Annotated in this window: 11 protein-coding genes; 2 read left to right on the forward strand and 9 right to left on the reverse strand. The window is 59.6% G+C overall.

From position 1 onward, the window contains the following. The first annotated feature begins 15 nt into the window (after positions 1–15). Positions 16–633 carry a glutathione S-transferase N-terminal domain-containing protein gene (locus CAL20_RS14380; RefSeq protein ID WP_094821800.1) on the forward strand — a complete coding sequence of 206 codons (618 nt, stop codon included), beginning with the start codon at positions 16–18 and terminating at the stop codon, positions 631–633. A 247-nt stretch (positions 634–880) separates the two neighbouring features. On the opposite strand, the gene CAL20_RS14385 is transcribed toward CAL20_RS14380, so the two are convergent. From CAL20_RS14385 to CAL20_RS14425, 9 genes are all read right to left on the reverse strand, one after another. Continuing rightward, a complete protein-coding gene (locus tag CAL20_RS14385) occupies positions 881–1,705 on the reverse strand; it encodes a sulfite exporter TauE/SafE family protein (protein WP_254924097.1) in 825 nt (274 codons plus the stop codon). Between the two features lie 200 nt (positions 1,706–1,905). Further along, positions 1,906–3,042, reverse strand: a complete 1,137-nt coding sequence (gene mnmA / locus CAL20_RS14390) for a tRNA 2-thiouridine(34) synthase MnmA (RefSeq protein ID WP_094821802.1) — start codon at positions 3,040–3,042, stop codon at positions 1,906–1,908. A gap of 470 nt (positions 3,043–3,512) precedes the next feature. After that, a complete protein-coding gene (gene glcF, locus CAL20_RS14395) occupies positions 3,513–4,742 on the reverse strand; it encodes a glycolate oxidase subunit GlcF (RefSeq protein WP_094821803.1) in 1,230 nt (409 codons plus the stop codon). Between the two features lie 6 nt (positions 4,743–4,748). Continuing rightward, the gene (gene glcE / locus CAL20_RS14400) at positions 4,749–5,948 is read right to left on the reverse strand and encodes a glycolate oxidase subunit GlcE (RefSeq protein WP_094821804.1); all 1,200 of its coding nucleotides are present in this window, start codon (positions 5,946–5,948) and stop codon (positions 4,749–4,751) included. A gap of 11 nt (positions 5,949–5,959) precedes the next feature. After that, complete coding sequence (locus CAL20_RS14405) at positions 5,960–7,459, reverse strand: FAD-linked oxidase C-terminal domain-containing protein (RefSeq protein ID WP_094821805.1); 1,500 nt, start codon at positions 7,457–7,459, stop codon at positions 5,960–5,962. Between the two features lie 108 nt (positions 7,460–7,567). After that, positions 7,568–8,977, reverse strand: a complete 1,410-nt coding sequence (locus tag CAL20_RS14410) for an FAD-binding oxidoreductase (protein WP_094821806.1) — start codon at positions 8,975–8,977, stop codon at positions 7,568–7,570. 51 nt (positions 8,978–9,028) lie between these two features. Further along, on the reverse strand, positions 9,029–10,102 hold the full coding sequence (aroG, locus tag CAL20_RS14415) for a 3-deoxy-7-phosphoheptulonate synthase AroG (protein WP_094821807.1): 1,074 nt from the start codon (positions 10,100–10,102) through the stop codon (positions 9,029–9,031). 285 nt (positions 10,103–10,387) lie between these two features. After that, positions 10,388–11,848, reverse strand: a complete 1,461-nt coding sequence (tldD, locus tag CAL20_RS14420) for a metalloprotease TldD (RefSeq protein WP_094821808.1) — start codon at positions 11,846–11,848, stop codon at positions 10,388–10,390. Between the two features lie 12 nt (positions 11,849–11,860). Beyond that, on the reverse strand, positions 11,861–12,679 hold the full coding sequence (locus CAL20_RS14425; RefSeq protein WP_094821809.1) for a carbon-nitrogen hydrolase family protein: 819 nt from the start codon (positions 12,677–12,679) through the stop codon (positions 11,861–11,863). 148 nt (positions 12,680–12,827) lie between these two features. Here CAL20_RS14425 and CAL20_RS14430 point away from each other — a divergent pair, with 148 nt between their 5' ends. Next, complete coding sequence (locus tag CAL20_RS14430) at positions 12,828–13,193, forward strand: H-NS histone family protein (protein ID WP_094821810.1); 366 nt, start codon at positions 12,828–12,830, stop codon at positions 13,191–13,193. The last annotated feature ends 107 nt before the right edge of the window (positions 13,194–13,300 follow it).

Here is a 13,300-nt window from a genome sequence, read left to right on the forward strand (position 1 = left end):
TCGCCTGTGGCCCCTATGAAACTGATCGGTTCACTCACTAGCCCCTACGTTCGCAAAGTGCGAGTCGTCATGGCCGAGAAAAAGCTGGATTACCAGCTCGAACTCGAAAATGTCTGGTCACCCGACACGCAAATCCAAACCTACAACCCGCTAGGCAAAGTGCCCTGTCTCGTCATGGAAGACGGCGGTGCGCTGTTTGATTCGCGCGTCATCGTCGAGTACCTGGACACGCTCTCGCCAGTCGCACGGCTGATCCCGCAGTCGGGCCGCGACCGCGCGGCGGTGAAATGCTGGGAGGCCATCGCCGACGGGCTGTTGGACGCCGGCATCCTGATCGTCCGCGAAAACCAGCGCCCCGAGGCACTGCGCAGCGCGGACTGGATCGAACGCCAATACGGCAAAATCGACGCCGCCCTGCATGCCATGGACGAGAGTCTGGGCGAGCAGGCTCACTGCATGGGCATCAATTACAGCCTGGCGGACATCGCCGTCGGCTGCGCATTGGGCTATCTGGACTTGCGTTTTTCGCATCTGAACTGGCGCGAGAGCCATGCCAACCTGGCACGCCATTACGAAAAGCTCTCGGCACGCCAATCATTTATCGACAGCGTCCCGCCGCCTCCGGCAGCCTGAACAAGGTCAAAAAAAGCCCCCCCCACGCTGCGCCTTCGGCTTGCTGCCCCCCCCAAAGGGGGCGCTTTTTGCCTTGGGGCGGCCCGGCGGCAAAAAAACGCCCCGCTGGCCGGATTTCGAGTCCGGTCTGCGGGGCGTTTTTTTGGAGCGGGCTCTCGACACTGCACGGTGTGGGCGGCCCTTTCCTGAAACACAATGCTCTGCGCAGGGCCGTCCGGTGAAAAACAGCCCGCGTACCGCTCGTAGCTCAGTGACTGAACGCCTGGACAGCCTTGAACAGCATATAGGCCGCTAACGCAAACAGCAGGCAGGCAAAAACCCGCTTCAACGTGCTGACCGGCAACCGATGCGCCATGCGCGCGCCCGCCGGCGCGGTCAACACGCTGGTGGCTACCAGTGCCAGCAGACCGGGCCAATAGATATAACCCAGCATGCCCGGCTGCGAGATGCTCTGGCCCAGGCCCGAGATGATATAGCCCGCGCTATTGGCCAGCGCAATCGGAAAGCCCAAGGCAGCCGACGTCGATACCGCCGCATGCAGAGCGACGTTACACCACACCATGAAGGGCACGGACAGAAAGCCGCCCCCTGCCCCCACCAGACCGGAGATGAAGCCGATGCCGACCCCCGCGGCGGACGTACCGACGATGCCCGGCATCTGGCGAGATGGTTTGGGCTTGGAGTTACGCAGCATGTTCCAGCCCGAGTAACTCACAAACAAGGCGAAAAACAGAGACAACCAGGCGGTACTGATCGCGGCAAATGCAGCGCCGCCCGACAACAGGCCGCCCGCAATGATGCCGGGCGCCATGGCGAGGACGATCTTCCACTGGATGGTGCCCTTGCGCTGATGCGCCCGCACACTCGATAGCGAAGTGAACAGAATCGAAGTCATCGACGTGGCAATCGCAGCATGCACGATCAAGTCTGGTTGCATGCCATTCCAGGCAAACAACATCGTCAGGAACGGCACCAGCAACATTCCACCGCCGATACCCAGCAACCCTGCTGCGAATCCGGCAACCGCTCCCAACGCCAGCAAGCACACCACTAGCACGACATTGACATCCACTTCGACCTCCTCTTCGTTAACAACATCCCTGAGACCATCGCGGCACATGCCGTGACTCAGGTAATAACGCCATCCCCTCCGGACGGCGGCTCAAATCATCTTGATGCGCTTGAAGCGCATCGCGGTATTACCCGAGGAAACGCATCGAACGATCCTCGCATCACGCAATCGGGCGCGCGCAGCACGCCCCCGCTACGACATTACGTCTCTGATGACGCGATGATCCCTCCACCCAGGCACACATCCCCGTCATACAACACGGCCGATTGCCCGGGCGTCACGGCCCATTGGGGTTGGCTGAATGACAACTCGAACGCGCTCAAGTCCGCCGACACCACACGACTGGCCGCATCAGGCTGCCGATAGCGCGTTTTGGCGCCGTAATCCTTTGCCTCAGGCGGTCGACCAGCTATCCAGCTGGCGTCCAGCGCCTGCAGACGGTCTGACAAGAGCCAAGGGTGATCATGCCCTTGGACGACGTACAACACATTGCGTGCCAGATCCTTGCGGGCGACATACCAGGCGTCTGCCGTACCGTCGTCGCGTTGACTGCCCTTGACGCCGCCTACGCCCAGGCCTTTACGCTGGCCCAGGGTATAAAACGACAGGCCGTGATGTCGCCCGACTCGCTTGCCCTCTGGCGTCAGGATATCGCCCGGCTCCGTCGGCAAATAGCGATTCAAAAACTCGCGGAACGGCCGTTCGCCGATAAAACAGATACCGGTGGAATCTTTCTTGGCTGCATTGTGCAAACCGATTTCGTGTGCAATGCGGCGAACCTCGGTTTTATGGACCTCGCCCAACGGAAACAGGGTGCGCGACAGTTGTGCCTGATTCAGGCGATGCAGGAAATAGCTTTGGTCCTTGCTGCCATCCAGCGCCTTTAGCAACTGGTATTCGGTACCGTTCTGACCCTCGACGGCACGCACGCGCGCGTAATGCCCGGTCGCGATGTGGTCGGCGCCCAGCGTCATGGCATGATCGAGGAACGCTTTGAATTTGATCTCGGCGTTACACAAGACGTCGGGATTCGGCGTACGCCCTGCGGAGTACTCGCGCAAAAATTCGGCAAAAACGCGGTCTTTGTATTCGGCAGCGAAATTGACGTATTCGAAATCCACGCCGACCAAGTCGGCCACACTGGCTGCGTCCAGCAGATCCTGGCGGGTCGAGCAGTACTCAGAATCGTCGTCGTCTTCCCAGTTTTTCATGAACAGGCCGATGACCTCGTAACCCTGCTGCTTGAGCAGCCAGGCGGTTACCGAAGAGTCAACGCCGCCGGACATGCCGACGACGACGCGGCCTTTGCCGGTGGGAGAATGGGGAGTTAAAGACATGATGGCGGGATTTTATCGCGTCTTCCCCGGACCCACGGATTTACTCGATGCCGGGGGTTCAATTCCCCCGTCCACATTAAGGGCTTTGGGCGCCAAGAAATGTAGCTACGTCGAGTATCGAGGAGATGAGCTTTGAGGCCTGATAGTTGTTGACTTGCCTGGACGTCTCTATGAATCCGTAGCCTGGAGACAACGTGAGCCGCGTGTTGGTGGGCAAATGCCATGCCGGCCCGTAGAGCCCGCCGAACCTGCCTTGTCAGGCGGGGGGCAGTCGGCTGGGCATGTCTGAGCGCAGCGCAGCGGAGCGAGTTTGCCCAGCCGCCCCGCCTGGCGAGGCAGGTGAAGGGGAGTCTGGCCGCGCAGGCGGCCAGACCGGGCGATAGGGCCGGCATGGCATTTGCCCGCCAACACGCGGCGCTTTTAGAACCGAGCATTACGCATGCCACCATGCCCTACACGCAAAGACGGGTTCACCCGCGCGCCATCAACCTCTCATCCACCACTTCAATCCAATGCCGCACCGGCACATCCGTCCCGCTCTGCAAATGCGACACACACCCAATATTCGACGAAACAATCACCGACGGCTCAGTCTGTGAAATCGCCGCAAGCTTGCGATCCCGCAACGTCAACGCCATCTCCGGATTCAACACCGAATACGCTCCTGCCGACCCGCAGCACAGATGCGTATCCGCAAACGGCTGCAACTCAAAGCCCAAATCACGAAGCAGCCTTTCGCTCAACGGGCGCAACCCTTGCCAATGCTGCAAGGTACATGGAGGATGAAACGCCGCACGCCCACCCGGCGCCAGCCGCGCACGCAGCAACTCAGCATGCGGCGCAACGATTTCCGCGACGTCCTTGACTAAAGACACAATGCGTTCCGCACGACTAGCGTAATTAGCATCATGGCGTAAATGGTGCGCGTACTCCTTCACCATCGCCCCGCAGCCAGACGCATTCATCACAATCGCCTCAACGTTGCCTGCGTCGATCAGAGGCCACCAGGCATCGATGTTGGCGCGCATCTGATCCAGCGCGTCTGCCTGCGCATCGAGGTGAAAATTCACGGCGCCACAGCATCCCGCGCCGGGTGCCAGCCGTGCACCAATGCCTATCGCATCGAGCACTCGGATCGTCGCTGCGTCGATAGTCGGCATCATGGAAGGCTGCACACAGCCGGTCAGCATCAGCACCTGGCGTGTGTGCTGTGCCACCGATGGCAACTGCCCTGGATCACGACGCGCCGGAACCTTGCGCTTGAGCGTATCCGGCAACACATGACGCAGCGCCTGCCCCAGACGCATCGCAGGGCCGAACAACGACGAATTAATGCCTTTACGCAACAACAGGCGGCGCATACGGTCAGACCAAGACCGGCTGACCTTCTGATCTACCAAGTGGCGGCCGATATCGATCAGATGCCCATACTGCACACCCGACGGACACGTGGTTTCGCAGTTGCGGCATGTCAGGCATCGGTCCAGATGCTGTTGCGTGGCCTGCGTGGGCTCCGCGCCCTCCAGAACCTGCTTGATCAAATAGATGCGACCGCGCGGGCTGTCGAGCTCGTCGCCCAGCACCTGATAGGTCGGACACGTCGCCGTGCAAAATCCGCAGTGCACGCAACGACGCAGAATGGCGTCGGCCTCTCGGCCCTCATTCGTATCTCGCACCCACGAAGCTAAATTGGTCTGCATGCTGCGCTATAGCTCCAACACCAGTCGGCCGGGATTGAATAATCCCGCAGGATCCAGCTCTTGTTTCAATCGCCGTGTGATGGCAGCAACACCGGACGATAGAGGATGAAAGACCCCATCGGCCGGAATCGCGCTCCCGGCAGAACGGAACAAGGTGGCATGCCCGCCTAATTGCTCCGCCCTCGCCCGCACGGCCTGCGCATCGAGATTGCCGCTCAGCCAACGCTGGCCGCCGCCCCACTCTACCAATGTCGGCACGCCAAAGTCCTGGGCCGGTGTGGTCGGAGGCAGCGCGACGCGCCACAGAGGTCGATCTGATTTGAAAAAAGGATGCACCTGTTCGCGTAACGACGTCCACCACAGATGGGCTTGCTCAGCGTCCAACTCATCACCGCCTATGCTTGCCTTGGCGGCACGGATGGCAGGCGGCGCCCCTGACAGCCGCACGGTGACATAGCCTGCGGTGTTGGCGGTGCGGGCAGCGTTGGCCATATCCGCAGCGTCAGCACCAATGGCCGCCTCGGCACCATGATCCGCCTGTGCAGTGCCAGCGTCGTAGCCATCAGCCGGACTCCAGCTCGTCGCCGAGATCGCCAATGGTTGACTGCGCCATTGCGCAAAGTACGTCAGCGCCTCTTGCTGCGTCGCCTCGAATCGCAAGCTGCACTCTTCGAACGGTTTGGGCAGGACCTTGAGAGAAACATCTACGATCGCTCCAAAGATGCCCAACGATCCCGCAAGCAGGCGCGATACGTCATAGCCTGCCACGTTTTTCATGACCTCTCCGCCGAATGACAGGAGACGGCCTTGCGAATCCAGCAGGCGCGCGCCCAACACAAAGTCGCGCACGCTGCCCGCCGTCATGCGGCGCGGGCCAGCCAAGCCGGCCGCCACGCATCCGCCGACCGTGGCCGTGGGGCTGAAATGGGGCGGCTCGAACGCCAGCATTTGGCCGTGTTCGGCCAGTTCGGCCTCGAGCATGGCCAGAGGCGTGCCGGCGCGCACCGTCACGACGAGCTCAGACGGCTGATAATTGATGATGCCGTTATAGGCGGTCATGTCCAACAGGCAATGCCCGTCTTGCGGCGTCACTGGGCGGTGATTGCCGTAAAACGATTTGCTGCCGCCGCCACAGACAAATAACGGCTTGTGACCGGCGTGCGCCGTCATGACCTGATCACACAGCTCCGACAGAACGAATTCCATACGCGCCGGACCTAAAAGCGCGAGAGATCGGGAAATCGCAGCTCTCCGCCGTGTACATGCATCTTGCCGTATTCGGCGCAGCGTGCCAGGGTCGGAATGACTTTTTCAGGATTTAACAGACCGGGCGGATCAAACGCCCGCTTGACAGCCAGAAATGCCTCCAGCTCATCACGCGAAAATTGCACGCACATTTGATTTATCTTCTCCATACCCACCCCGTGTTCCCCAGTCAGGGTGCCTCCTACTTGCACGCACAATTCGAGAATTGCCGCGCCAAATTTTTCTGCCCGCTCGACCTCGTCGGGCTTGTTTGAATCGAACAAAATCAGCGGATGCAGATTGCCGTCGCCCGCATGAAAGACATTCGCGCAACGCAGCTCAAACTCGTCTTCCATTTGCTCGATCGCGCCCAGCACACGCGCCAGATGACGGCGAGGGATGGTGCCATCCATGCAATAGTAGTCAGGCGAAATACGCCCTGCTGCAGGAAAGGCATTCTTGCGTCCGGCCCAGAACAACAAGCGCTCGGCCTCATCGCGCGAGACTTGCAAACGCGTCGCACCGGCCTGGCCAAAAATAGCCTCCATGTGCTCGATCTCGTGCGCAACCTCTTCGATTGTGCCGTCGGACTCGCACAGCAGAATGGCCTGTGCCGTCACGTCATAGCCGGCGTTCACAAAAGGCTCGACCATTTGCACGGCTCGGCGGTCCATCATTTCCAGGCCTGCAGGAATGATGCCGGCCGCAATCACATCGGTCACCGCCTGTCCTGCGGCCTCGACACTGGAAAAACTGGCCATGACGACCTGAGCACATGCGGGCTTTGGGATGAGCTTGACGGTGATTTCGGTCACCACACCCAGCATGCCCTCGGAACCGATGAACAAGGCCAGCAGATCCAGACCCGGTGCATCCGGCGCCTCGGATCCCAACTCGACTACCTCTCCATCCACGGTCACCACGCGCACTCGCAATACATTGTGAACCGTGAGACCGTACTTCAGGCAATGCACGCCCCCGGAGTTCTCCGCCACATTGCCGCCGATGGAACAGGCGATCTGGCTGGACGGATCTGGTGCGTAATACAGACCATGAGGCGCCGCAGCCTCGGAAATCGCCAGGTTGCGTACACCAGGCTCAACCACCGCCGTGGCGCTGACGGGATCCACTCGCCGAATGCGGTTGAATTTCGCCAGGCCCAGCAGCACGCCTTGTGCGTGCGGCATGGCGCCGCCGGATAGACCTGTGCCTGCGCCGCGGGCCACGATAGGAACACTCAACCGTTTGCAGACTCGCATGACGGCAATGACCTGCTCCTCGGTCTCGGGCAACACCACAATAGGCGGCAATGCTCGATAGAGAGACAAGCCATCGCATTCGTAAGGACGCGTGTCCTCCTCGCGATGCAGGATGCAATGCGTGGGCAATACACTGTGCAGCGCGTCCAGAACCGGACTCGCAGAAAACGATTGCTCGGTGTGACGCAAATTGGGCTCAACCAATGAGTTCATCTGTACACAATAGCGTGTCGCTATCAATCGTGGCAGAGCGGATTTACCCGCATCCGCCACATCATCCTTGTCCCAGCCGGCAGCTTTACAAGCTGCGGCCCCCGCGGTTTACCAGTTGATGATTTTGCCGGGATTGAGGATGTTATTGGGATCGAAGGCGTGTTTCAGGCTACGCATCAGCGCCAGCGCGTCTTCGCCGTGCTCTTCTGCCATGAATTGCATCTTGTGCAGACCAATCCCGTGCTCGCCGGTGCATGTGCCATCGGCAGCGATCGCACGCCGGACCAAATTGTGATTAATCGTTTCCGATTCGCGCCACTGGGCCTCATTGTCGGGATCCAACAACATCAGCACGTGAAAATTACCGTCTCCGACGTGGCCGACGATCGTGTAGGGAAAGCTGGCGCGATCCAGTTCCTCAACCGTCTCTCGCACGCAATCGGCCAGACGGGAAATAGGCACGCACACATCGGTCGTGCTCGCCCGGCATCCCGGCCGCAGTTGCAGGCCGGCAAAATAGGCAGCATGCCGTGCCGCCCACAAGCGGCTGCGATCCTCGGGACGCTCGGCCCATTCGAAATCCATGCCGCCATGATCGGCCGTAATACCCTGCACGATCTCGGCTTGCTCTTGCACGCCAGCCGGGCTGCCGTGGAACTCGAACACCAGCAATGGTGTCTCGCGCAGCGTCAGCTTGCTGTGCAGATTGACCGAGCGCACGGCGGCCTCGTCCATGAACTCGACGCGCGCCACCGGCACACCCATCTGGATGATTTCGATCACGCTTTGCACCGCGTCGTTCAACGACGGGAAATTGCAGATAGCTGCGGACACCGCCTCGGGCTGCGGATACAAGCGCACCGTGACTTCCGTAATGATGCCCAGCGTGCCTTCGCTGCCAACAAAGATACGCGTCAGGTCGTAGCCTGCCGACGATTTGCGGGCGCGGCTCGCGGTACGAACGATACGGCCGTCGGCCGTCACCACCGTCAACGACACCACGTTTTCGCGCATGGTGCCGTAACGCACCGCATTGGTGCCCGAGGCTCGCGTAGCCGCCATGCCGCCCAGACTGGCATCGGCGCCCGGATCAATGGGGAAAAACAAACCGGTATCGCGGATCTCTTCGTTCAGTTGCTTGCGTGTCACGCCCGCCTGCACCGTCGCGGTCAGGTCTTCTGCGTTGACCGCCAGCAACTGGTTCATCTGCGACAGGTCAATACTGATACCGCCCTGGATCGCCAGCAAATGCCCTTCGATCGATGACCCTGCACCGTAGGGAATCAGCGGCACGCGGTGTTCGTTGCACAACCGCGCGACCGCAGCGACCTCTTCGGTGCTTTGCGCAAAAACCACCGCATCCGGCAGCATGGGCGGATACGGCGACTCGTCGCGGCCGTGATGCTCGCGCACAGCCTCGGCCACAGAGAGACGATCCGCAAACCGCTCGCGCAGAGCATCCAGACAGGCAGCGGGAACAGGTCGGCGCAAAGATTCGGTATGGGCAGGAGCATTCATGGCAGGCAACAGCGTAGAAAGTAAAAAACCTATTCTACGCCTTGCGCGGCATCATTTCCCCACAACTGCCGCGGCCAGCCGCCGGGCTTTCACTGCCCCCGCGAGCCGCTCCAATACCGCCACCGAAGCATCCCAATCGATGCAGCCATCGGTGATGCTCTGGCCATACACCAGCGGCTCGCCCGGCACCATATCCTGACGGCCGGCGACCAGGTGGCTTTCGATCATCAGGCCGACAATACGCGTGTCGCCGGCTTCGAGCTGACGTGCGACATCATCCACGACCAAGGGTTGGTTTTCCGGTTTTTTGCTGCTGTTAGCGTGACTGGCATCGATCATCACGCGCTGCGCGAGACCGGATTTCGCCATATCCGCGCAGGCTGCGGAGACACTGGCCGCATCATAATTAGGCGTCTTGCCGCCGCGCAGAATCACGTGGCAGTCCTCGTTGCCAGCCGTCGAGACAATGGCCGAATGCCCGCCTTTGGTCACCGACAGGAAATGATGGGGCTGTGATGCCGCCTTGATCGCGTCCACTGCGATCTTCACATTGCCGTCCGTGCCATTCTTGAAGCCGACCGGACACGACAGGCCGGAAGCCAGCTCGCGGTGAACTTGGCTTTCGGTCGTACGCGCCCCGATGGCGCCCCAGGACACCAGGTCGGCGATGTACTGCGGCGTGATCATATCCAGAAACTCGCAGCCCGCCGGCAGCCCCTGGCTATTGATGTCCAGCAACAACTCACGGGCGACACGAATGCCGCGATTGATGTCGAAACTGCCGTCCAGGCCCGGATCGTTGATCAATCCCTTCCAGCCCACGGTCGTGCGAGGCTTTTCGAAATACACACGCATCACGACTTCCAGCTCACCCTTCAGGCGATCGCGTACCGGCTTCAGGCGTTGGGCGTATTCGAGGGCGGCCTTGGTGTCGTGAATCGAACACGGCCCGATGACCACGATCAAACGGTCATCCATGCCATGCAAAATGCGGTGCATTGCCTGGCGCGCGGCGAATACCGTTTCAGATGCCTCCTGAGTGCAGGAAAACTCGCGCATGACGTGCGAGGGCGGATTCAGTTCTTTGATTTCGCGGATGCGAAGATCGTCAGTATTGTGTGACACGAGAGACTCCTGGGTGACCCACCAGGCTGGCGGCACAAAAAAGCCGCCAGGGCAGCTGGCGGCTTTTTTTAAGGAATTTTGTACGACTTTAGTTTAAGTGCGTCCCTTCCTCCGCCAGCGGCTTCAGAAAACCAAAAAAATAAAAGTAAAAGGCGGGGGACGCGAATTTCATAGGGAAAGACTCTAGCACAAATTTCCGAACATCGTCTACGACTTTTGAGAACCAGGAGCCTTCAGGGATTAGACTGCCACCCCTGACGCAGAAACCCTGCCCCCGGCCGCAAGTCAGGCTGTTCCGCCCACGGTCAGGCCGTCCATGCGCACCGTAGGCATCCCGACCCCTACTGGCACACTCTGACCATCTTTGCCGCACGTGCCAACCCCGGAATCCAACTGCAGGTCGTTACCGATCAGGCTGACCTGGTTCATGGCGTCTGGTCCGTTACCGATCAGCGTGGCACCCTTGACCGGATAGGTGATTTTGCCGTTTTCGATCATGTAGGCCTCGGAAGCCGAGAACACGAACTTGCCGTTGGTGATGTCGACTTGCCCGCCACCGAAATTCGCGGCATAAAGCCCATGCTTGACCGAGGCGATGATTTCCTCGGGCGGGGTTTGGCCAGCCAACATATACGTGTTGGTCATACGGGGCATGGGCAGATGCGCAAAGGATTCGCGCCGGCCATTACCGGTAGCGGACGTTTTCATCAAACGAGCGTTCAGCGTGTCTTGCATGTATCCGCGCAGGAAACCGTCCTCAATGAGCACGTTGCGCTGTGTAGCATTGCCTTCGTCGTCGATGTTCAACGAACCGCGGCGGTCCGGCAGTGTGCCGTCATCCACCACTGTTACGCCCTTGGATGCCACGCGCTCGCCGATACGGCCTGAAAACACGCTGGAACCCTTGCGATTGAAGTCGCCTTCCAGGCCATGACCGACCGCCTCGTGCAGCAAAATGCCCGGCCAGCCCGAGCCCAGCACCACCGTCATTTCACCAGCGGGAGCAGGACGCGCCTCCAGGTTGACCATGGCCTCGTGCACCGCGCGTTCTACATAGCCTTTCAGGATTTCGTCGGAGAAATAGGCCAACCCGGTGCGGCCACCGCCACCGGCGTGTCCCATCTCGCGACGGCCATTGCGCTCGGCGATCACCGTCAGCGACAAACGCACCAGCGGGCGCACATCAGCGGCCAAGCGGCCATCGCTACCCGCCACCAGAATCACGTCATATTCCGCCCCCAGGCCTGCCATGACCTGGATGACATGCGGATCCCGCGCGCGCGCCATCCGCTCAACGCGTTCCAGCAATGCCACTTTGTCCGGTGCGCTCAGCGTCGTCAGCGGATCCAGGTCGGCATACAGGCTGCGGCCAGCCAGGGGAGGAACCTGGGCGGCAACTTTGACTTTGCCGGCGCCACGGCGGGCAATGCCTCGCACCGTACGAGCCGACGACAATAAGGCATCGGGCGACAAGGAATCGGAATAGGCAAACGCGGTTTTCTCGCCGCTGATGGCACGCACGCCCACGCCCTGCCCAATCGAAAAACTGCCGGTTTTCACAATACCCTCTTCGAGACTCCAGCCTTCGCTACGGGTATATTGAAAATACAGATCAGCGTAATCGACCTTGTGGGTGAAAATTTCCCCCAGCGCACGCGCCATGTCGGATTCGGTCAGGCCCCAGGGGTCCAGCAATAATGACTTGGCCGTAGCCAACGATTGGATATCGGGATCGATCAGGTTCATAAAATCTCTGTTTTACAGGACTCGGTGGCGCAACGCAGGCAGCGAGGCGCGCACTTGCGTCAGGCGCTCAGGCTCTATGGTACCGCTGACCACGCCTGGCCCCTCGGGTAACACGTCAATTATCTCGCCCCACGGGTCAATCAGCATGGAATGTCCCCAAGTACGCCGGCCATTGACGTGATGCCCGCCCTGGGCGGCCGCCAGCACATAGCATTGGTTCTCGATGGCACGCGCCCGCAACAATAGTTCCCAATGGGCTTTGCCTGTAGTGTAGGTGAAGGCGGCCGGCACCAAAATCAAGTCCACCTGCCCCAACGCCCGATAAAGCTCGGGAAACCGCAGGTCATAACATATCGACAAGCCGACACGCGCCCAGGGAGTCTGCACGGTCTGCACGGCGTCTCCAGGACGAATGGCAATCGATTCGTCATAAGCCTCGGCGCCGCGTTGAAAATTGAATAAATGAATTTTGTCGTATCGCGCAGCGGATTTCCCGTCTGGCCCGTAAACGAACGTGGTATTGAATACACGTCCGGCATCCGGACATGCCAGTGGCAAGGTGCCGCCTGCCAGCCAGATCTGGTGTTTGGCGGCCTGCTCGGCCAGAAAGTCTTGAATCGGCCCCGAACCGGGTTGCTCCTTGATCTCGAGTTTCTGCAGATCAGCGGTTCCCATAAAACAAAAATATTCGGGTAACGACACCAGCTTTGCCCCCGAACCAGCCGCCCTTTCAATTAATTCGCCAGCCGCGCGCAAATTATCCTGTACGTCGGGACTGGAAACCATCTGAATAGCAGCGACTGATGTCGAATTCAATTTGGAATTACTCATTCATTACCTACTTTTAATGCGATGAGCTTGACTCATCCATCCATTTATGGGTTATTTTAGGTATTATTGGTGATATAGCCGTATCAAAACAATATCCCGCACACCATCCCTACTCAAAAACTGTCTGATTATTCGCCAGGACCAAGTCATGCCCCGTGAAAGTTACGCTACCTTGCAAGCCAAAATAGAAAAAGAAATCAGCAAGTTGCAGAAAAAAGCTGAAGCACTGCAAACGAAACGCCGCAAACCGGTGATTGCCTCGATTGTGTCTTCCATGCGTGAATACAATATCACTCCGGAGGAAATCGCTGCGGCATTCAGTGGCGCTGCTAAAACTCCCCGCGCCACCAGCAGCCGCAAGGCCATACCTAATGCGGCCAAACGCCAAGTGGCTCCGAAATACCGCCACCCCCAGAGCGGTGAAACCTGGAGCGGCCGCGGCAAAGCGCCACGCTGGCTCGCTGCCGAAGAAGCCGCTGGCAACAGCCGCGAAACGTTTCTCATCACCGAATAAATTATTGCCCCCAGGTTCCCCTGGGGCAATAGTATTCCAGCCAATACCGATTTAATCCGTCCCTAAAATCTAATATATCGGCTGAACCGGAGCACCGGACGACATCA

Origin of the sequence: Bordetella genomosp. 4 (genome assembly GCF_002261185.1) — a bacterium.
GTDB lineage: Bacteria > Pseudomonadota > Gammaproteobacteria > Burkholderiales > Burkholderiaceae_B > Bordetella_A.